Source organism: Paraburkholderia sp. PREW-6R (assembly GCF_039621805.1).
Lineage (GTDB): Bacteria > Pseudomonadota > Gammaproteobacteria > Burkholderiales > Burkholderiaceae > Paraburkholderia.
Map to the genome: position 1 here is coordinate 1756314 of NZ_CP155073.1, position 21279 is coordinate 1777592.

Annotated in this window: 18 protein-coding genes; 6 read left to right on the plus strand and 12 right to left on the minus strand. The window is 62.9% G+C overall.

Features of this window, described 5'->3' with window-relative positions:
* Window positions 1-205: 205 nt before the first annotated feature.
* Window positions 206-1651: an NAD-dependent succinate-semialdehyde dehydrogenase gene (locus AAGS40_RS07595; protein ID WP_345810674.1), complete on the plus strand. Its 1446-nt coding sequence runs from the start codon at window positions 206-208 to the stop codon at window positions 1649-1651.
* Between the two features lie 107 nt (window positions 1652-1758).
* On the opposite strand, the gene kdgT is transcribed toward AAGS40_RS07595, so the two are convergent.
* Entirely contained in the window at window positions 1759-2793 is a 1035-nt protein-coding gene (kdgT, locus tag AAGS40_RS07600) for a 2-keto-3-deoxygluconate transporter (protein WP_345810675.1), read from the minus strand.
* An 871-nt stretch (window positions 2794-3664) separates the two neighbouring features.
* Between kdgT and AAGS40_RS07605 the strand changes: the two genes are divergently transcribed.
* Both AAGS40_RS07605 and AAGS40_RS07610 read left to right on the plus strand, forming a co-directional pair.
* Window positions 3665-4072, plus strand: coding sequence for a hypothetical protein (locus AAGS40_RS07605; protein ID WP_345810676.1), 408 nt, complete (start codon window positions 3665-3667; stop codon window positions 4070-4072).
* Window positions 4072-4320, plus strand: coding sequence for a hypothetical protein (locus AAGS40_RS07610; RefSeq protein ID WP_345810677.1), 249 nt, complete (start codon window positions 4072-4074; stop codon window positions 4318-4320). The genes AAGS40_RS07605 and AAGS40_RS07610 overlap by 1 nt, the downstream gene beginning before the upstream one ends.
* Window positions 4321-4414: 94 nt before the next feature.
* On the opposite strand, the gene AAGS40_RS07615 is transcribed toward AAGS40_RS07610, so the two are convergent.
* The 5 genes from AAGS40_RS07615 to mprF form a co-directional block, all read right to left on the minus strand.
* Entirely contained in the window at window positions 4415-4666 is a 252-nt protein-coding gene (locus tag AAGS40_RS07615) for a hypothetical protein (protein ID WP_345810678.1), read from the minus strand.
* Window positions 4667-5005: 339 nt separating this feature from the next.
* On the minus strand, window positions 5006-6184 hold the full coding sequence (locus tag AAGS40_RS07620; RefSeq protein ID WP_345810679.1) for a 4-hydroxybenzoate 3-monooxygenase: 1179 nt from the start codon (window positions 6182-6184) through the stop codon (window positions 5006-5008).
* Between the two features lie 273 nt (window positions 6185-6457).
* Window positions 6458-8029: a threonine ammonia-lyase, biosynthetic gene (gene ilvA / locus AAGS40_RS07625; protein WP_345810680.1), complete on the minus strand. Its 1572-nt coding sequence runs from the start codon at window positions 8027-8029 to the stop codon at window positions 6458-6460.
* Window positions 8030-8303: 274 nt separating this feature from the next.
* Window positions 8304-9569: an AcvB/VirJ family lysyl-phosphatidylglycerol hydrolase gene (locus AAGS40_RS07630; protein ID WP_345810681.1), complete on the minus strand. Its 1266-nt coding sequence runs from the start codon at window positions 9567-9569 to the stop codon at window positions 8304-8306.
* Window positions 9566-12160, minus strand: a complete 2595-nt coding sequence (gene mprF / locus AAGS40_RS07635; protein WP_345810682.1) for a bifunctional lysylphosphatidylglycerol flippase/synthetase MprF — start codon at window positions 12158-12160, stop codon at window positions 9566-9568. Before mprF ends, AAGS40_RS07630 begins: the two co-directional genes overlap by 4 nt.
* A gap of 499 nt (window positions 12161-12659) precedes the next feature.
* On the opposite strand from mprF, the gene AAGS40_RS07640 reads away from it, so the two are divergent.
* Window positions 12660-12812: a hypothetical protein gene (locus tag AAGS40_RS07640; protein ID WP_345814468.1), complete on the plus strand. Its 153-nt coding sequence runs from the start codon at window positions 12660-12662 to the stop codon at window positions 12810-12812.
* 104 nt (window positions 12813-12916) lie between these two features.
* Here the strand turns inward: AAGS40_RS07640 and AAGS40_RS07645 are convergent, their stop codons facing one another.
* Window positions 12917-13069: a hypothetical protein gene (locus AAGS40_RS07645; RefSeq protein WP_345810683.1), complete on the minus strand. Its 153-nt coding sequence runs from the start codon at window positions 13067-13069 to the stop codon at window positions 12917-12919.
* A 227-nt stretch (window positions 13070-13296) separates the two neighbouring features.
* Here AAGS40_RS07645 and AAGS40_RS07650 point away from each other — a divergent pair, with 227 nt between their 5' ends.
* Window positions 13297-14694, plus strand: coding sequence for an MFS transporter (locus AAGS40_RS07650; protein WP_345810684.1), 1398 nt, complete (start codon window positions 13297-13299; stop codon window positions 14692-14694).
* 17 nt (window positions 14695-14711) lie between these two features.
* Here the strand turns inward: AAGS40_RS07650 and AAGS40_RS07655 are convergent, their stop codons facing one another.
* The 4 genes from AAGS40_RS07655 to AAGS40_RS07670 all read right to left on the minus strand — a co-directional run bounded on the left by AAGS40_RS07655 (window position 14712) and on the right by AAGS40_RS07670 (window position 19443).
* A complete protein-coding gene (locus tag AAGS40_RS07655) occupies window positions 14712-15365 on the minus strand; it encodes a glycosyltransferase (protein WP_345810685.1) in 654 nt (217 codons plus the stop codon).
* A complete protein-coding gene (locus tag AAGS40_RS07660) occupies window positions 15362-15994 on the minus strand; it encodes an SAM-dependent methyltransferase (RefSeq protein WP_345810686.1) in 633 nt (210 codons plus the stop codon). The genes AAGS40_RS07655 and AAGS40_RS07660 overlap by 4 nt, the downstream gene beginning before the upstream one ends.
* Window positions 15982-17223, minus strand: coding sequence for an acyl-CoA dehydrogenase (locus AAGS40_RS07665; protein ID WP_345810687.1), 1242 nt, complete (start codon window positions 17221-17223; stop codon window positions 15982-15984). Before AAGS40_RS07665 ends, AAGS40_RS07660 begins: the two co-directional genes overlap by 13 nt.
* Before the next feature lie 237 nt (window positions 17224-17460).
* Entirely contained in the window at window positions 17461-19443 is a 1983-nt protein-coding gene (locus tag AAGS40_RS07670; RefSeq protein ID WP_345810688.1) for a PAS domain S-box protein, read from the minus strand.
* A gap of 143 nt (window positions 19444-19586) precedes the next feature.
* Here AAGS40_RS07670 and AAGS40_RS07675 point away from each other — a divergent pair, with 143 nt between their 5' ends.
* Complete coding sequence (locus tag AAGS40_RS07675; RefSeq protein WP_345810689.1) at window positions 19587-19823, plus strand: hypothetical protein; 237 nt, start codon at window positions 19587-19589, stop codon at window positions 19821-19823.
* Between the two features lie 146 nt (window positions 19824-19969).
* Here AAGS40_RS07675 and AAGS40_RS07680 read toward each other — a convergent pair whose 3' ends face one another.
* The gene (locus AAGS40_RS07680) at window positions 19970-21040 is read right to left on the minus strand and encodes an NAD(P)/FAD-dependent oxidoreductase (RefSeq protein WP_345810690.1); all 1071 of its coding nucleotides are present in this window, start codon (window positions 21038-21040) and stop codon (window positions 19970-19972) included.
* Window positions 21041-21279 lie beyond the last annotated feature (239 nt).

The window sequence follows — 21279 nt, forward strand, 5'->3', positions numbered from 1 at the left end:
CTCCGCAGCGTGGCGGCCGACTGCGCGGACCCCGGTGCGAATCGCCGTGATCGGATAAGATGATTGATTCCGACAGTCCTTTCCCGGCTGCACTGATGCGGCGTGTCGAACCGGCGTTCGAGCTTCCCAGTCCGAAGCCGCGCGAATCGCCGCAGGCGGCATCGTCGCCGCGCAGCCTATCGTTTTTCTCCTACAGGAATCCAGCATGGCCACTTCGAGCTATACCGATACCCGTCTTCTGATCAATGGTGAGTGGTGCGACGCCGCAAGCGGCAAGACCCTCGACGTGCTGAATCCGGCCACCGGCAAGCCCATCGGCAAGGTGGCGCACGCCGGCATCGCCGACCTGGACCGCGCGCTCGAGGCCGCGCAGCGTGGCTTTGCCGCGTGGCGCAAGATTCCGGCTAACGAGCGTGCCGCCACCATGCGCAAGGCCGCCGAGCTGGTACGCGAACGCGCGTCCGACATCGCCCGGCTGATGACGCAGGAACAGGGCAAACCCTTTGCCGAGGCACGCATCGAGATGCTGTCCGCAGCGGACATCATCGAGTGGTTCGCCGACGAGGGCCGCCGCGTGTATGGCCGCATCGTGCCGCCGCGCAACCTCAATGCGCCGCAGATGGTGCTGAAGGAACCGATTGGTCCGGTTGCGGCATTCACGCCGTGGAATTTCCCGGTCAACCAGGTAGTGCGCAAGCTGAGCGCGGCGCTCGCGAGCGGCTGCTCGTTCCTCGTCAAGGCGCCCGAGGAAACCCCGGCGTCGCCGGCCGCGCTGCTGCAGGCCTTCGTCGAGGCGGGCGTGCCCGCCGGTACGGTGGGCCTCGTGTTCGGCGATCCGGCTGAAATCTCGAGCTACCTGATCCCGCACCCGGTGATCCGCAAGGTCACGTTCACCGGTTCCACACCGGTCGGCAAGCAACTGGCGGCGCTGGCCGGCCAGCACATGAAGCGCGCCACGATGGAACTGGGCGGTCATGCGCCGGTGATCGTCGCGGAAGACGCCGACGTGGCGCTCGCCGTGAAAGCGGCCGGCGCGGCGAAGTTCCGCAATGCGGGCCAGGTCTGCATTTCGCCCACGCGCTTTCTCGTGCACAACAGCCTGCGCGAGGAATTCGCGGCTGCGCTCGTCAAGCACGCCGAGAGCCTCAAGCTGGGCGACGGCCTGGAAGAAGGCACCACGCTCGGCCCGCTCGCCAATGCGCGCCGTCTGACGGCCATGAGCAAGGTGCTCGACGACGCACGCAAAACCGGTGCGAAGATCGAAACGGGCGGTGAACGTGTCGGTTCGGAAGGCAATTTCTTCGCGCCGACGGTGCTGACCAACGTGTCGCTCGAAGCTGACATCTTCAACAACGAGCCGTTCGGCCCGGTCGCGGCGATCCGTGGTTTCGACAACCTGGAAGACGCGATCGCGGAAGCCAACCGTCTGCCGTATGGCCTCGCAGGCTACGCGTTCACGAAGTCGTTCAGGAACGTGCATCTGCTGTCGCAGCAACTCGAAGTGGGCATGCTGTGGATCAACCAGCCGGCCACGCCGACCCCGGAAATGCCGTTCGGCGGCGTGAAAGATTCGGGCTACGGCTCGGAGGGCGGACCGGAAGCGCTGGAAGCCTATCTCGTCACGAAGTCGGTGACGGTGATGGCGGTCTAAGGCGACCAACAAGGCGGCGGTCCGTGACCGCCGCCTTCCACGGCTTGCTCACGCTATCAAGCGCGCTTTGCCCACTTCCCGCCGACTTCCCGCTCACTCCCCGCCCATCACACGTGTGCATCGCGTTGCTCGCCGATCGGCGGCGGGGCGTTCGCCGCGACAAACGCTTCGCGCGCTCCCTGCACGGTCCCTTCGCGCGCATGAACCCGCCGTACCCACAGCGCAGTCAGAATCGGCACGAGAATCGCGGTGACGAGACAGGCGGCGGCCACCATGGCCGTCGCGGCCGGCACCATCGGTTTGAAGCTCGGAATCATCTCGCCGATGATCGCGGGATTCGCCACCGCCGCGCCCGCCGTTGACGAAGCGGCCAACCCCGCCGCGCCGTTGCCGCCGGCAAGCCATCGGTCTGCGAGGATCAGCGGAATGCCGGTCACGACGATCACCGCGAAGCCCAGCATGATTCCCGGAATACCGCTCGTCGCGATCACATGCAGGTCGATGCCGTTTCCGAGCGCAAAGCCAAAGAACGGGATCAGCGGATGCACGCAGCGTCCGAAGAAATCGCGCAGTTCGCTATCGATATTGCCAAGTGCAAAGCCGATCAGAAACGGCAGCACCGCGCCGACGAAAAGCCGCGGCTCGAAGAACGCCACGCCAGCCGCGCCGAGAATGATCATGCTGACGAGCGGCCCGGATTCGATCGACATCAGCACGAACGCGCCGGCCTCCTCCTTGCTGCCGTACTGCTGCATCACGGCGGCGTAGAGACCGCCGTTGGTCATGTCCATCGAGGTCGTGATCGCCAGCACTGAAAGTCCCGCGAAGAGGCCGCCCTTGATCCCGTCGATGGGAATGAAGTGCGACGCGATCAGCGTGACGATCCAGGCTACCGCCATTTTGGTCACGAGCAGCGTGCCGGATTTGCGCAGCACGGCGCCCGTTGCCCGGAGATCGATTGTCGCGCCCATGCAGAAAAACCACACCGCGAGAATCGGCACAGTGCCGGTAATCAGGCCGTTCGAAAACGATCCGAGATACTTCCCCGCGCCGGGCGCGAATGTGTGAACACAGGCGCCCAGCAGCAGCGGCACCAGCATCAGGCCGCCTGGAACGCGGTCGATGGCCTTCTTGAGCTTCATGCCTCCTCCATGGACCTGGCGTCCAGTTATCGGGGGCAAACACCCAGAGTCGTCGTCCCGTTCTGCAGTCGGGCTGCTCCCTTTCGGCGCAATATAGCATCGCATCCCGGAACGCTGTTCCGCCTTTCGGTGATTCTCGCGTCATCGTTTACCCGGCAGCGAAATGGGCTTCCTTGCGAGGTCTTGTCGCGCCGTGCAGCAGTTTTGCGGGACCGCGTTCGAAACTGGCATGCTGCGCTACTGTCACGCAGGCAATGTTCGATGACGCTGGTTTGACGCTGGTGTCGTCTGAGCAGTCGGTCGGGATAAATGCTGAAACCGCCTGGATGATTGTTCTTTCGGCGCGACGAACAATGACAAACGTAAGCGCGTTAGCCCAGTCTGCAACCGAATGTATCCACGCAGCATCAAGAGCGCGCGATTTGCATTGAAGCGGCGCGACCCGGACTGATAGCGCGCGCCGTGCACGGTCCGTCGCTTTCAGCTGCGCTTGTACGCGGCTTTTTCCATTGTCCGCTCAACAGCTTGGCGGCGACTTGCACGCCAGCGCCCCTGTCGATCTCACTCCTGCGCCCCGTTCCTGTCCGAGCATTTGAACTGCATGCGGATGTCGCTCGATCGACACGTCCTGTTACACACAAACACACCGGTAATGCGGCCGCTCAGTAAAGTTCGATCACGAAAAAACAGGGAGTCGCATCATGAAAAGAATCTTTGCGTTGATCGTTCTTGCCGCCACGCTCGGCAGTGCGTTGGGCGGTTGTATCGTGGTCCCGGAAGGCGGCGGCTATCACGATCACTATCACGAGCACTACTGATCACGACCATCAGCATCGATGTCCACATTCACTCGCATCATCCGGAAAAAAACATGAACACAGCACTGAAATCACGAAAGCGGTGGCTCGCGACCGCGCTGGTTGGCGGGTTGGCCATTGGCGCGTCATCGGCTGCGTTCGCTCATGTCGATGTCGGTGTGAACATCGGCGTGCCGGGGGTCGCGTACGCACCTGAGCCGGTGTACGCACCGCCGCCACCGGTCGTGTATGCGCCGCCGCCCGACGCGTATGCTGCGCCGCCGGTGGTGTATGCGCCTCCTCCGGCGCCGGTGGTGGTCGTCAGGCCGGGCTGGTATGGCGAGCGTTACTACGATGGGCACCGCTACTGGGAGCGGCGCGAATGGGAAGCGCGTCGTCACGACCGCGATTGGCATGATGGACGCGACTGGCGGGATGCGCGTGGGCCAAACGGTGACTGGCACGGTCACGGCGGCTACTGATGCTGCGCAGCGATCCACGACGCGTGACGGTGCAGGTCGGCGCCACGCTTGTGTGCGCCGAATACAGCGAACAGACCGGGCAACTCTGTTTGCGTCAGAATGGCACGCTGCTTCGTGAGTGGTTTCCACCTCACTCGTGGATCGCCATTGCGTCAGCCGCGGGTGCGCGCCATTGGGGCACACGGCCAACCGATGATGACCTGATGGCTTTGCTGCGCAATGAACTCACGCTGCTGCGCATGTCGTGACGCGGCACTTTCCGCATCGCTGCTTTGACTTCGTAAAAGCGGCAAAAGCGCGTGACTTCCATTCACGAAGTCACGCGCTTCTGTTTTTCAACGTTTAACGCACGTTGCGAACAGGCGGCGAGTAGGAACTGACCGTTGTGTCGCTTCCTGAACCTGCCTGCCACGAACCATGGCTACCCGAGCCATAGCCGCTGTTATTGGTCTGGGTTGCGTCCTGCTGACCGGCGGCCTGGACCTGCGTGGCTTGAGGGTCCTGCGAAACCGGTTGATTCGACGCCTGTGCGAATGATGCGATCGGCGCGCCAAGCGCCACGACGATTGCAACTGCCTGAATGAACGACTTCATGAAACCACCTCCAGAGAGTGTCTTTATGAGGCTGCGAACTGATGCGCTCGTTCAGCCATGAACCCAGTGTAGGCGTGCAATCGATCGGGATAAATCCGGTAATCCTGAATTCACTGTTGCTGTTCAAACGACAATGGAAAAACCCGATATTGCAAGGGTTTTTGCATTCGGTCACCAGACGTTCATCTGTTTCGTGACAGCAGAAAAGGTCGACGCGCACCGCAGTGCACGCGTGGTCGGTCGACAGACCAGAGTAGCGGAGTGCTTCGTTGTTTCAGGCATTCGCTATCGCTGAAACGGTCATTCAGCGATAGCGCCATGTTGCTCAAGCTGTCCGGGTCAAGCCTGAGCGACAGCTACGCCGACGTAATTTTCCGCCATGGCGGTAGCGGCTGCTTTCGACGTCGTCACGTATTCGAGTTCGGCGACCTGCAACTGCTGCTCGAAGGGCGATGCACCTTCCAGACGGTGCATCATGCTCGTCATCCAGTACGAAAAGTGTTCGGCGCGCCAGATGCGACGCAGCGCAGTTTCGCTGTAGCGATCGAGCAGGTCCGTGCGATTGTCGACGTAAAACGCGTTGAGAGCCTGGGTCAGCACACGCACGTCAGCCACCGCGAGATTCATGCCTTTCGCGCCCGTGGGCGGGACGATATGCGCGGCATCGCCCGCCAGAAACAGGCGGCCATGCTGCATGGTGGCCGACACGAAACTGCGCATGCCGACAATGTTCTTCTGGAATATCTTTCCGTCGACAATTTTCTGTCCGTCCTGCGAATCAACGCGCGCGTGGAGTTCAGCCCAGATCCTGTCGTCGGACCAATTGTCGACGGACTCTTTCGGGTCGCACTGAAGGTACATGCGTTGCACGTTCGGCGAGCGCGTGCTGATCAGCGCAAATCCGCGTTCATGCCGTGCATAAATCAATTCATCAGACGACGGCGGCGCTTCACACAGGATACCGAACCATCCAAACGGATAGACGCGTTCGAAATCCTTGCGTAACGCCTGTGGAATCGACGCGCGCGAAATGCCCTGCGAGCCGTCGCAGCCGACGATGAAATCGCACTGCAATTCATGTTCGTGATCTTCGTGACAATAGCGGATCGAGGGCGCACGGGTATCGATGCCGTGCAGCGACGTTTCTGACACGCCGAAGCGCAGTTTGCCGTCGGCCGCGATGCGCGCGGCGACGAGATCCTTGATGACCTCGTGCTGCGCGTAGACGGTAATCGAATGCCCCGTCAGTCCTGTCAGATCGATGCGACGGCGCTTGCCTTCGAAAGCCAGTTCAAAACCGTGATGCAACGCGCCTTCCGCTTTCATTCGCGCGCCCACGCCCGCTTCGGTCAGCAGATCCATCGTGCCCTGTTCGAGCACACCGGCACGTATCGTGGATTCGATCTGTTCGCGGGTACGCGACTCGAGCACGACGGAATCGATGCCGCGCAAGTGAAGGAGGTGGGAAAGTAGCAGGCCCGCAGGCCCTGCACCGACGATGCCAACTTGGGTGCGCATGAGGTGTCTCCTGAATGCAGCGTTAATTTGCATGCAGTGTGACAACCCCACGCGTTATCAGGCAACGCGATAGCGCGGATAGCCTGTATCGCATTTAGAAATACAGACAGCAGGTACCGACTGACTCCAAGCAGCAGGGAGTGGCCCCGAAGGCCCGCGCCGCTTGAGTTTGCGACAAACGCGGCAGCGTCAGGACAATCGATGCGCGCTCGAGCGCCTCAAGGTAAACCCCGAGCGGGAGCGGGCCTCACGAACTCTATCAAAACGGCTCGATCAGCCGAGAAAAAGCCGATACACCGGGTTCTGCGTCTCTTCCCAGTTCGGGTAACCCAGCGTCGCGAGGAAGCGGTCGAACTCGCGGTTTTCGCTCTCCGGCACCTGGATGCCGACGAGAATCGAACTGTAGTCCGCGCCCTGGTTACGGTAATGGAACAGGCTGATATTCCAGTTCGGCGCCATCGACTTCAGGAATTTCATCAGCGCGCCGGGCCGCTCGGGAAACTCGAAACGGAACAGGCGTTCGTCGCGGGCGAGCGGCGAGCGCCCACCCACCATGTAGCGGATGTGCTGCTTCGAAAGTTCGTCGAACGTCAGATCGACGGTCGCGAAATCGTGCGCCTCGAACGCACCCGCAATCTGCGCCGATTCGCTGCGATTCCTGATCTGCACGCCAACGAAGATATGGGCGGAGTGCGCATCGGCAATACGGTAGTTGAATTCGGTGACGCTGCGCGTGCCGACCAGTTCGCAGAAGCGCCGGAAACTGCCGCGCTCTTCGGGAATCGTCACCGCGAACACGGCCTCGCGTGCTTCGCCCACTTCGGCGCGTTCGGCGACGAAACGCATGCGGTCGAAGTTCATGTTCGCGCCGGAGGTGATCGCGATCAGCGTCTGGTTCTCGATGCCTTCGCGTTCGGCATACTGCTTCGCACCGGCGACAGCCAGCGAGCCGGCGGGCTCCAGCACGCTGCGCGTGTCCTGAAACACGTCCTTGATCGCTGCGCACAGTGCGTCCGTATTCACGAGCAGCACGTCGTCGAGATACTCGCTGCACAGGCGGAAGGTTTCCTCGCCGACGAGCTTGACCGCCGTGCCATCCGAGAACAGACCGACCTCATTGAGCGTGACGCGCTCGCCCGCTTTCAACGACGCGGCCATCGCGCACGAATCGTCGGTCTGCACGCCGATCACCCTGATCTCGGGACGCACCGATTTCACATACGCCGCCACGCCCGCCGCGAGACCGCCGCCGCCGATCGGCACGAAGATCGCGTGGATCGGCCCCTGATGCTGGCTGAGAATCTCCATCGCCACCGTGCCCTGTCCCGCGATCACGTACGGATCGTCGAACGGATGCACGAAAGTCAGGCCGCGCTCTTCCTGCAGTTCCAGTGCGTGTGCGTAAGCGTCGCTGAACGACTCGCCGGCCTGCACCACTTCGACAGTCGGGCCGCCATGCGCGCGCACCGCATCCACCTTGACCTGGGGCGTCGTCACCGGCACGACGATGATCGCCCGCACACCTAATTTGGCCGCCGACAGCGCGACGCCCTGCGCATGATTGCCCGCCGACGCAGTGATCACGCCGCGCCCGAGCGCTTCGGCCGACATATGCGCCATCTTGTTGTACGCGCCGCGCACCTTGAACGAGAACACCGGCTGGTTGTCCTCACGCTTCAGATAGACCGGGTTACGCAGACGCGCCGACAGGTTCGGCGCGTGTTCGAGCTCGGTTTCTCGCGCCACGTCGTAGACACGCGCGGTGAGGGTTTTCTTCAGGTAGTCGTGACGCAGGGCGACGCTGTCGGCAGCTTCGTGCGTCTCTTCGATCTGGGTGAACGGCAAGGCAGGCTCCAGTGCGGCAAGTGAGTTCAGCAAAGAGAATTCGCCAGGAGGCAGGCTTGGCGGACATAAAAAAACCCGCCTCGTGGGGCGGGTTTTCGTGTCGCTGCTATCAGACGTGCGCTAACCCACCATTCGATGAATGGTGCTAATAATCAGCGCAATACGGATGTCGAGGCAGTTCATGTCAGCGATCTTCGTTGACTTGGCGTGTGTTGTCAATCCCTGCGTAAGTCGCTGCATCGTTCGAAAACGATGCGTCGGCACATACGCTGCATTAATCGCGCGCCCCGCTATTCTTGCGGAATGCGCTCAAAATGCGTTGTTCCAGCGCGTTGTAATCGCCGCCGAAATGGTGGTCGCCCGAAGTGCGGATCACCTGAATGCCCGTCTGCGTCAACGCCGGACACAACGTGTCCTTTTCGTTTTCGCCGTAAAAGCACTGGACGATCGAAGGCGGCAGTCGCGTGAGCTCCGGCTTCACCTTCAACGCGTTGTCACTCGCCGGCATCCCAAGCCAGCCGCCCACGCGGATCTGGAAATCGGCGTCCGGAGCGAAGCCAAGCAACGCGATCAGCGAGACCTTCTCGCGCTGCGCTTCGGGCAAGCGGTTATACGCGAACGGCATCACGTCGGCGCCAAACGAATAGCCGACGAGCGCAATGTGCTGCGCGTGCCACCGCGAACCATATGTCTGCATCACGCGGGAGAGATCGCGACTGGTCTGCGCGGGCGGTTTTTCGCTCCAGAAATAGCGCAGGCTGTCCCAACCGATCACCGAAACGCCGTCTTTCTGCAACGCCTGCGCGATCGTCTTGTCGAGATCGCGCCAGCCGCCGTCGCCGGAAATCACGATCGCCATCAGGCCGTTCGGATGCGCGGCCGGTAATTCGATCAAGGGCAGATCGGACACGTCGTCATCGGCCGTGGCAACCGCTTGCAGATGCGGCGTCACCAGGTTCACGAGGCGTGCGCGATCGGCGCTACCCGTCACCGCCTTTTCGACGAAACCGGGCACCTTGTCGCGAATGATGGTCGGATCCGGCGGGCACGGTTCGAAGCGCGCATCCAGCGTGTGCTCGGCATCCACCGACACCGCGCCGGCAATCGTGTTCGACGGCGCCTGTTCGAGCACGTGCATCGCGAGTGTCGCGCCCTGCCCGGTTCCCGCGACGATCGGCGCGAAATAATGACTCGATTGCGACTGACGTTCGAGTTGATGGCTCAACGCTTCAGCGTCGCCCACCAGCTGGTGACAGCTTTCTTTTCTGGCCGCGAGGTTCGTCGCATAGCGTGCGGTGTCCACGCCGACTGTCAATGCGCCGGCCTTCGCGAGCGCGTCGGCGCTTTGCTGATCGGCGGCGCTCCAGCCGCTAGCCTGGGAATACAGCACGACGAAGCCGCGCAGCGGGCCGACCGGCTGCGTGACCGTGACTTCGCCATAACGGCCGCCCGACACGGTGGTCGATGCCGCGTGGGCGCCCATGCTGCCAGCCACGACACCCGCCGCCATGGCGAGCCTGAGAAACGAATACAAGGTCATGAACGCCGGCCTCCTGCCAGCAACGACAGATCCGCGAGCGTGAAGAACACACCGACCGAGCCGGACGCCGCAAGATAGCGCGGCTCCCAATGCGGCTGGAACTTGCTCTTGAAAGCACGCAGGCCGCGGAAGTTATAGAAGCGCCCGCCAAAGCGCCACACGATGCCCGCAAAGCGATGCCAGCGCGACGCGAGCGGCGTCGGCTGCATGCCGGAAAGCGGCGCAATGCCGAGGCTGAGCGAGCGGAAACCGGCCTGTTTCAGATGCAGCGCGAGCTGCGTGAACAGATACTCCATCGCATACGGAGACGCGCTTTCCACGTGACGCATCACGCCGACGGTCGCCTCCGTATTCAGGTCGGTCGTCATGAATGTGACGAATGCGACCGGCTCGCCGTTCTGCCGCACGAGCATCACGGATTGCGCGGCCAGATATTCGTCATTGAACGCGGCGACCGAAAAGCTTTTCTCGCGCGCGTCGCGGCTGTCGAGCCAGCCGTCGGAAATCACGCGCAGCGTTTCGAGCGACGCGGGCACGTTCGCCTGGTCGATCACTTCGACCGTGAAGCCGTCGCGCTCGCCACGCTTGAGCGCATAACGCAGATGCGCGCGGTGCGAACCCTTGAGATCGAAGTCGTCGAGCACGACGTGCGCTTCCTCGCCGAGCTTCATGAGTGTCAGCCCCGCGTCGAGATAAAGCGGCAACGCATTCGCACGTACCTGATAGAACGCCGCGCGGCCACCGTGCGCGTGAGCGAGTGCGACGAACTTGCCGATGAGCGCCGGCCATTCTTCACGCGGACCCACCGGATCGTGCAACGCGGCCCATGTGCGGCCGTTTTTTGCATACATCAGGAAAGCACGGCGTGATTCGGAAAACAGAAAACTCTTGTCGCCCATGAGCGCGAGGCCCGCGTCGCTGCGCTCCTGCGCGCGTACGATGCGGGCGGCGTCGTGAAGATCTTCCGGCGCGGGCTTGACGAAGCGGCCTGCGGCGGGACGCAGCAATTGCCAGAACGAGAAAGTCGCGGCAAAGAGACTCGCGGCCAGCGTCGCGCGCAGCGCACGCGGTGCACGCTCGTCAAAGGCGAATTGCCACCACAGGTCGCGCGTATAGGGCACGTCGCGAAAAGCAAACAGCATCACCCAGACAGCGAGCATCAGCACCATTGCGATCGAAACCAGCCAACCTGCCGTGAATCGCTCTGCAAACAGCGACGAGTGCCGGTTAAAGCGCTGGCGCGTGGCAAGCAGCAATACGATCAGCGTGCCGAGCACACCCGCTTCGACGAACGCGAGGCCTTTAGTGAGTGAAAGCGCGAGGCTCAGCACCGCGAGCAGCAGTGTCATCCACCACGCGGCGTCCAGCCGCCGCAGCAGACCGCGCGCGACGAACAGCAGCAACACGCCGAGCACGCTGCATAGCATCTGCGAACTTTCGAGCACCCACAGCGGCAGCACATCGCGCAGGATATGGATGCGTTGCCAGAACGCGGGCGTCGCGCTCGAAATCACCAGCATGCCGCCCACCACGAACGTGACGAGACTCAGGAAAAGCGGCGCGAGCTTCCAGGCGCTCGCCGCATGCCGCAGCGGCAGGCGGCTTTTCAGCGCACGTCCTTCGAAACCGGCCAGCAACGCCGCCGACACGATCAACGGGACACCGAAGTAAATCGCACGATACGCTAGCAGCGCGGCAACCATCAGATGCGTCTGCACGCTGCCGTTCAGCGTGAACACCATCGCTGCCTCGAACACGCCGACGCCACCCGGCGTGTGCCCGATCATGCCAAGCAGCATGGCCGCGGCATACACCGTGATGAAGCTCAGGAAGTTCACCTGCGCGTGCGGCAACAGCGCCCACAGCGCGAGGCCTGCTGCGACGACGTCGAGCACGGCAAGCGCCACTTGCGCGAGCAGATCGCGGCGCGCCGGAATATCGAATGCGAGCCACTGCCAGCGCGTGCGAACCGCGCGCGTTTCGCGACGGCACGCAGCGGCCACGAGGGCGAGCGCCGCAAGCACGGCCGCGCCGCTCCAGCGCAGCACGACAGGCGTGAGATGCAACATGGGCGAAAGCGTGGCGGCGAGACATACCATGCCGAGCGCCGTCATGAATACCAATGCGAGCGCCAGCGACACGCTCGTGAACACCGTCATGCGGCCAATCTGCGCGGGCGTGACGCCTGTCACACCATACACGCGCGCGCGCACCGCGCCGCCCGTGAGCGCGCCGAAACCGGTGGCGTTGCCCAGTGCGGTGCCGGCAGTGGCGCCTACCCACAACGCGACGCGCGGCACGGCTGTGCCGAGGTAGCGCAGACCCACGGCGTCGCGGCCTACCAGCGCAACATAACTGAGCGCGGTTGCGCCGAGCGCAGCGCTCCATTCACTCAGGCTCAGCGCGCGCAACTGACGTATCACCGAACGGTAGTCGACGGTCTTCGACAGATGTTGCAGGACCACCAGCAGCAATCCGCAAATCACCAACGCGAGCAGCGGCGAGAGAATTCCCCGGCTGCCGAGCGCTTTCGACGCACGGTCGAACAACGCACCGGATCGGTCGAATGTCTTCTTGTATCGATGGAACATGGTTAATGCAGGCTCTGCCTCACGCTGTCGCAACGACAGCGTGTCTGTCGAGGCGTCGCCTTGCTTGGGCGATTACAAAGGGATAACGGCAAAGCGTCGAAAAGGTTGACAGCGTAAGGCGTTCGACGGGTTTAACCTGGAAGCGAATCGGAGAGCCCATGTAAAAGCGGCGGCGGTCGTTGCGTCAACAACCAAATTGGGGCGTACGTTTTCGGATGTGACCGCATGATCATGGTCTGCATCGCGGACAAACGCGCGTATCGAGCGAGCGTCGGCTGGCTGTTGTTTCAAAAAGGGCTGAAGTTTAAACGCTAAAGGCGGCGTGTGGACGAACATTCGTCATCACTCGGACGCACGTTGCCCTTTGCGCGAATCCGTAAAAAAGACCGTTTTGAACGCCAAACCGTTCAAGCTTTCCGAATCACGTGCCGTAATCGAGTGCAACAGGCGGCGAGATGCGTCTCCCGTGCAACGTGAAGTCAGTACTTGAAGGAGAACGATGATGGCAGAGCAGGACTGGGTGATGGCAGGCGTGTATCTGGTGGGACTGGTTTCTTTCACACTGCTGATGAGCGCGTTGTCGATGCGCGCGACGATGCGCGCTGAACGCGCGACAGTATCGCGTTCGCGGCCGCGGATGGTACGCGACTAAGCGCATCCAAACGCAAAGGGCGGAGCGTTTGGCGCCCCGCCCTCGTTCTTGCACAACACGCGCGGTCCATGTGACCGCGTGGCCTGCCTGCTCCGCTTCCAGACTTACTGCGGACGGCGATGCGCTTCAGCAATAACGGCACAGTTTTGCAGATGCAAGTTCAGTGCGTGCAGCGCCAGTGCGCGCAGTTTGCCGAAAAACGTGGTGTGGGTGGCGACGGTGGCACGGGTGCTAGCGGTGTTCGATGCAGTGTTCACGACAGACTCCTGTATAGGGTTTGTACCTAGGCAATAACCCGATTATAGACGCCTTATACCGCACTGCAACAAAAAAATAATAGAAAGTCGTCATTCGAGCGGACCCCGCATGTCCGCGTAGGAGGCGCAAAAAGGGCGAGATCGTATGCTTCGCTATTAACAAAGCGCACCGTACAGGTGCAATAATGGCCCTTTTGCCTGCGACCGTCCGCCGCAGATCCGCCTTCATGCCTGCCGTCCAGAAAGCTCTGATTGCGCCCCTTATCGTCGCCTGCGCGATGTTCATGGAGGCCGTCGATGCGAATGTGATCGTGACCGCGCTGCCGTCCATGGCGCGCGACTTCGGGCGCGATCCGGTCACGCTGAAAATCGCGGTCACGAGCTACGTGCTGGGCCTTGGCGTGTTCATTCCGGTCTGTGGCTGGCTCGCCGACCGGTTTGGTGCGCGCACCGTTTTCCGCACGGCAATCGGCATTTTCGTGGCCGGTTCGCTACTGTGCGCGGCTTCCGGCTCGCTTGCCACGTTCACGTTGGCGCGTTTCGTCCAGGGCGTAGGCGGCGCGATGATGGTTCCGGTCGGCCGGATCATCATCTTTCGCGTGGTGCACAAATCCGACTTCATTCGCGCGATGAACTACCTGAGTGTGCCCGCCATGCTTGGCCCCGCGGCCGGCCCGTTGTTAGGCGGGTTCATCACCACCTATCTGCACTGGCGGCTGATTTTCTTCATCAACGTGCCGATCGGCATTCTCGGCATCTATCTGACCAACCGTCATATCGCCAATACGCGTGAGCCCGACCCCGGTCCGCTCGACTGGATCGGCTTTTTCCTTTCGGCCGCGGGCGCGGTGCTGTTGCTGCTCGGTCTTTCGCTGGTCGGTGGAGAGCTGATCTCAAACGGCAAAGCGTTCAGCATGTGCGCGTGCGGCGCCCTGCTGCTGCTGATCTATGTCGCGTACGCGAAGCGTGTGCCGCTTCCGTTGCTCGACCTGCGCTTCTTCAAGGTGCCGACCTTCCAGGCAAGTGTGCTGGGCGGTTCGCTGTTCCGGATCGGCCTGGGTGCGCTGCCCTTCCTGCTGCCGCTGCTGCTGCAGGAGGGCCACGGCATGAGCGCGTTCCAGTCCGGGCTGATCACCTGCGCATCGGCGTTCGGCGGGATGTTCATGCGCACGGTGGCCTCGCGCGTGTTGCATCGCTTTGGCTTTCGCTCCGTGCTGGCGGTCAACGCGGCGCTGTCGGGGGTGTCGATTGCGGCGTGCGGGCTATTTTTTCCCGGCACGCCGACGTGGATCATCTGGGTCGTCGTGCTGCTAGGCGGCTTTTTTCCGGCGCTTCAGTTTACGAGCCTCAACTCGCTGACCTACGCGGAAATCGCGAGCCGCGACGTGGGTCGCGCAACGAGCCTCGGCAGCGTCGTGCAACAGATGTCATTGGGGCTTGGCGTGACCGTCGGCGGTATCGTGCTGCAGATCGCGCGCTCGCTCAATGGTCATCCGAGCATCATGTGGTCGGATTTCTGGCCGGCATTTCTCGTGGTGGGCTTGTGCTCGTTCGCATCGATCCCCGTCACGCTGCGTTTGCCGCATCGTGCAGGCGAAGAGATTTCCCGCGGCGGCCGCGGCTGAATTCAGCCGCCGCATGGTCAACCGCTCGCCCACGCAACCAGTGTATCGCCGAAACCGCCACGCGCGCGCGCAGCAGCCCGCGCGCTGGTAATCACGCGCGGTGCCGCGCTCCACGCAATGCGCGCGCCAATCGCGATCAACCTGTCGACAAGCGCGACGTCCTCACTGCACTTGAGCGGCGGAAAGCCGCCCGCGCGCCGGTACGCATCCGCCGACACGCCGAGATTCGCGCCGTGGATGTGACGGTGGCCGTCGGCATCGACGTAGGTTTTGCGAAAGTACTCGCGCACGCTAAGCGGATGCTGCGTCCAGTCGTCGACGGCAATCGAGCCGCACACCGCATCGGCACCGAGCGACAGCTGCGCGACGAGCCAGCCTGGCGAAACGCGGCTGTCAGCGTCGGTGAACGCAAGCCAGCGCGCGCCTTCGGCGAGCAGCAGATCCGCGCCTGTCGCCCGTGCAATGCCGACGTTGCGCGCTTTCAGATTCAGGGTCTCGACCCCATACGCACGCGCGATCGCACCGCTGAAGTCGTCGCATGCATCGAGTACGACCACGATGCGCACGGTTTCTCCCGCGAGATCCTCGTGGCGCGACGCTTCGATCAACGCCGCGAGACACGGCGCGAGCAGCGCCTCTTCGTTATGGGCAGGTACGATCACGCCGATCATAGAAGCCCCTCGCGTTGCGCAACCGAACGGGCGTCGCGCGACCACACGTCGATCAGCAGATCGGCGTCGTCGTGATGCGCGAGACGCGTCAGGCCGCAGCGCGCATCGAAAAGCGCATGCGCGGTGTCGGCAGATTCGAGCGCTTCGGCGAAAGGCCTGCGCCAGTGACAGGCGAGCAGCGTGCCGTCCGTCGTGAGCGACGCCGCAATGCGCGCGGCCAGTGTTTCGAGCGCGGCCGCGTCGAGGTAATACGCGAATTCGCTGATCACGATCAGATCGAACGGCCCCGCCTCCGTCGGCCACTCCTGCGGCACCGTGCGCCGTTCCACGCGGACATGCGATGCGTCGGCCACCCGCTCACGCGCCAGTTGCACCGCGCGCTCATGCAGATCGGCGGCCAGCAGAATGTCGCAACGTTTCGCGAGTTCGGCCGTCAGTTCGCCATTCGCGCAGCCGGGCTCGAATGCATTGCGATAGCGCGGACGCGGCAGCAGTGCGAGCGTCAATGCGCGCTTGCGGCTTTCATACCAGCCTTCCCGCAGATTCCACGGGTCGTCGGACTGTTTGTAGAGTTCGTCGAAATAAGCAGCCGGCGAATCGATGTCGGCGCGTCGGGTCAGAGCGTCCATGGCGTGCCTCCCGTTGGCGAACCTGCATTGACGATGTCCGCAGCGTGCGGGTCGGAGGCGGACTCGCGGCCTGCGGCGACAATGGATTCTCCTAGCGCGGCCAGGTCGCGTTCCGCGTGGCTCTGCCGTAGAAACACGGGCAGATCGGCAAGCGCGCGCGCAAAACGTGCATCGCGGCACAACGGCCCCGCACCGAGTGTGCGGGTGGCGTGCTGCATCACGGCCGTGGCGGCCTCTTCCACCACGAGCCGCGCACGCATCGCCTCGCGCTGCGCATTGGCAAGCGGGTTCGCGTCAATCTGCGCGGCCGTTTCGCGCAACACCGCTGCGGCGCCGGCGAGCGCAACTTCAACTGCGCCAAGATGCGCGAGTCGATGCGGGTCCGCGCGTTGTATCGACGCGTCGCGCAACATCCGGCCGATCTGTGCGGCTGCCCCATACCAGCAGGCGGCGATGCCGGCGCCACCCTGCCAGAAGCCCGGACGGCGCACATAGTCGTGCGCCTCTCCCACGAGCGTCGCATGCGCATGGTCGAACGTGATGTCCGCGCTGGCCGTCGCCTGCATGCCGACCGCCTGCCACTTCGACGCGTCGACGGAGATAGACGGCTGATCCATCGACACGGCGGCCAGCACGGGCTCGTCGTCGAGCCATACGGTGACGAGCGCATGGGTGACTACTCCCGCGCCCGAGCACCAGGCTTTCGTACCGGTCAGATCAAGGAGACCGTCATTGCTTCGTCCTCCTATCCTGTTTGCCTGAACGCGCGCGTCGGGCGGCTCCGCGGCCCACGTGGCCCAGCGGCTGCCTGCCGGCGGCGTGGGGCCATGCAATTCGGCGAGGATCGCGAGCGCGTCGGTGTGACCTTCGAACAGCTTCACAAGACCAAGGTCACAAGCGGCGACGCGCGCCAACACCCGCCAGCGCAGCAATGTCTGGCCATGGCCTGGCAGCGGTAAAGCCGGCGCGCGATCAAAACCACGCTCAACCAGATTCCGAAGGACGTCACCGAGTGCGAGCGGATCGTTGGCGTCAAAACGCGTGGCGCGCAGCAATGCTTCCAGCGTGCCGTATCCGGTTGCGGGGTCCCCATCGGGATGGGAAGCGCGCGCGCCAGTCGCCGCGCTCTCCATGTTGCGTGCCTTCGCAAGCGAATCGCGATCGACGGCGCGACCGGTTTGCGGGGGCCGCGCGTGAGCGCTGGCCGGACGATCACGCGTATCGAGCATCGTGCCTCCCTGTAGCAGTGCGAGCTAAGTCTGTTTATTCGGCTGGCTGCAAAATAAGGTTTCTGCGGCCCATGACGAGAAACAGCAAGCAGCGTGCCTTATCGCACGACGGCTCGCAGACTCTGAAACCCGGAAGGGGAAACAACGACGCAACGCGCCGGAATCGGCGCGCTTCGAATCATCTGAACGTAACGAGGTGGGGAAAGGATCGCGCAGGCGCTCTCCCGACCCGTGGCGTTAATCGCCGCCGCGGGCGCTGCGCAGCGCCTGGACCTGCGCAAGCAGCGTGTCGAACTGCGACAGTTCGACCGGCTTCACAAGATGCGCATCAAAGCCGGCGTCACGGGTGCGCTGACGGTCGCTATCCTGGCCAAAGCCGGTCATCGCGGCATACAGGGTGTTCACCAGTTCAGGCATTTCGCGCAACGCCGCGATCGTTGCGTAGCCATCCATTTTCGGCATCGCAATGTCGATCACCGCAAAATGCGGTACGAAGCGCGGCGCCATATGAACCGCCTGTTCGCCTTCGTACGCGATTCGCACTTCGTGACCCTTCAGTTCCAGCAGCATGGCAAGACTGTCGGCCGAGTCGCGGTTATCGTCGACGAGCAGAATGCGCAGCGGCGCAACTTCACCCGCACTCTCCGACGACTCGGGCTGCGCTCCTGCTTTGCCGCTCGCCGACACCCCTGCCAGCGGCAGACTGAGCGTGAACACGCTGCCGCGCCCCGGCCCCTCGCTGCTCGCGATGATGCTGCCGCCATGCATGTCGATCAGCGACTTGCAAAGCGTGAGTCCAATGCCCAGTCCGCCCTCGCCGGCATTCACACTGCTCTTTTCCTGCGCAAAGAGTTCGAAAATCGAATCGAGCGCGCGCACCGGAATGCCACAACCGGAGTCGCGCACTTCCAGCACGGCCATCGTGCAATGGATGCTGCCGTTGACTTCGATCCGGCTGTTCAGCGGCGAGAACTTGGATGCGTTATGCAGCAGGTTTTGCAGCACCTGCACGAGACGCACCATGTCGCCGCGCACGATCACCGGCTCGGCCGGCATGGACGATATGACCTGCTGGCCGTGCGCGTCAGTAAAGGGGCGCGCCGCTTCAATACCGCGCGCTACCAGCTCGCCCAGATCGACCGGCGCGAAGCGCAGCTCCACCTTGTCCGACATGATCCGGCCGACGTCGAGCAGATCGTCGACGAGCCGCGTTAGATGCGTCACCTGCCGGTCGATCATGTCGCGCGAGCGGGCTACCGTCGGACTTACCCCTGTTTCCAGCCGCAGCGCGCCCACCGCGTTGCGAACCGGCGCAAGCGGATTGCGCAACTCGTGCGCGAGCGTTGCGAGGAAGCGCCGCATGCTCTCGCCCGAGCGCTCCAGTTCTTCCCGCTGACGCCGCTCGGTCAGATCGCGCGTGACTTTCGCAAAACCCCGCAGTCTGTTTGTTTCGTCATACACCGCGGTGAGGTTCACGTTGGCCCAGAAGGCCGTACCGTCCTTGCGCACGCGCCAGCCTTCCTCTTCGACATGGCCAAGCTGACGGGCAATCGCGAGTTCCCGCGCCGGTTTGCCGGCGGCTGCCTCCTCGGGTAGATAGAACGTGGAAAAGTGCCGTCCAATAATGTCCTCGCGAGGATAGCCCTTGATGCGCTCCGCGCCCGCATTCCAGCTAACCACGTAGCCTTCCGGATCCAGCATGAAGATCGCGTAGTCCTTCACGCTGTGCACGAGCAGACGAAAGCGCTCCTCGCTTTGCCGCAGCGCTTCGAGGTATTCGCGTTGCGCGGTCAGATCGCGCGTGATCTTCGCGAATCCGGTAAGCACGCCGGCGCTGTTGCGAATGGCCGTGATCACCACGTTCGACCAGAACATCGTGCCGTCCTTGCGCACGCGCCAGCCTTCGTCCTCGAAACGGCCCGTGAGCGACGCCTGCTGCAGTTCATAAGCAGGCCAGCCGCGCGCGTTCGCTTCTTCCGTATAAAAACGTGAAAAATGTTGTCCGATGATTTCGTGTTCTGCGTAACCATTCAGCTTTTGCGCACCGGCATTCCAGCTGACGATGCAGCCGTGTGGGTCGAGCAGAAAGATCGCATAGTCCTCGATTGCCTGGACGAGGTCGCCGTAGTTGACTTCGACCGGCACGGGTTTTCCGGCCACCTCCAGCGCAGCGCTGGAGTCGTGGCTCTGAGCGGCGGGTGAAACTGCTAGCTGATTCATGATGATGACGGATGAGGATCAAGTCAAAGCATACACCGGCCGCAGACCACCGCTTCGCATCCCGCACTTTGTCCGGCGGAGCCGGTCGGGCCCCGGAATTGCTACTGTGGCAAATGCGTCAATCATTAAAACAGGAGCTCCAATTGAAACGCGTATTCACTAGCTTGTCCCTCGCGGCGCTGCTCGCCTTTGTCCATACGGCCGCGCAGGCAGAAGGCTGCACCAAGGGTGCGGCGGTTGGCGGCGTCACCGGCCATGTTGCGGGCGACCACGGCGTCGCAGGCGCCGCAGCGGGATGCGCCATTGGCCATCACGAGGCCAAGAAGAAGGACAAGGCGGCCAGCGCCGCCGCAGCGGCGAGTGGAACGGCAGGCAAATAACCGGTTGTAAAAAAGCCCGGCAGTGACGCGACCGTCACTGCCGGGCTTTTGTTTTGTCGGACGTGGTGAGCAAGTCGAGCAGTTGAACACCAACTCCAGGTCAAGCCGAGGCCGCACCGCAAGACTATGCAGGCATGGGAACGCGATCAGCCCGCCGCGCCCACTTTCTCCGCGAGCTTCGCGTCATAGCTGGAATGAACGTGCACCCGTTTCCTGTCCGGATACGCGTAGGTGTACGCCTTGCGCAGCGCGAGCGACGCCTCATGGAAGCCGGACAGAATCAGCTTCTGTTTGTTCGGATAATTGGCGATGTCGCCGACCGCGAAAATCCCCTGCCGCGAACTTTCGTAAAAAGATGTGTCGACGTCGACCCGGCCGCCATGAATCGCGAGCCCCCATTGCGCGATCGGGCCGAGATCCGCCACGAGTCCATACAACACCACCAGATGCTCCGCATCGCGTTGCGTTTCCCCTTCGACATGACGCAACGTGATCGACTTCAACACGCCGCCCTCCTCGGCGAGCGCTGAAATCGCGCCGACGATAAAGTCCATTTCGCCCGCTGCGACCGCGCGCTGCATCAGTTCGACACTCGAATCCGCTGCGCTGAATCCCTTGCGCCGATGGACCAGCGTCACGCGTCGCGCGACCTTGCGCAGCGCCAGTGCCCAGTCGAGCGCCGAGTCGCCGCCGCCGGCCACCACCACGTTTTTGTCCGCGAAATCGGCGAGACGCTGCACGCTGTAATGCACGTGCCGCGATTCGAGCGGCACCGCCTCGGCCAGCGCCAGCTTTTGCGGCACGAATGCGCCATTGCCGGCCGCCAGAAGAATGGACGCGACGTCGAACACGAGGCCGCGATCGGTACGCACCGTCCAGCGCCCGTCGTCGCGCTGCTCGACCGACTCGACGCGTTGTTCCAGATGAATCGGCACGTCGAACGGTTTGCATTGCGCGAGCAGTCGGTCCACCAGTTCTCGCGCAGTGCACGAGGGTATCGCGGGAATGTCGTAGATCGGCTTGTCGGGATAGAGCTCGATGCACTGGCCGCCCACCTTGCCGAGCACATCGACGATCTGGCACGAGAGGCCGATCACGCCCGCTTCGAACGCGGCGAAAAGGCCGACAGGTCCGGCGCCGACGATCAGGACGTCGGAGCGCACGGGTGAACCGGAGGGGTCGGCACCGGCGTGTGCTGCGGGGTTGGCGGCTGTCATGTTGCGATCTCATTGAATACGTGAGTAGCCCACCATACACAAGCGCCGCGCACTGGGCAACGATGCCATTACATCGCGTAAGGACGATCCGTTCCCGCGCGCAATCGCGCCGAGACCAGATTCAGCTCCATGAATTGATCTGGAGTCCGATTCATCCTGTCGGGTCGCATAAAATCGCTTATGGCCACCGAACCTGCCAGACCTACTCAAGCCGCGCCACGGCATGACAACCTCGCGCG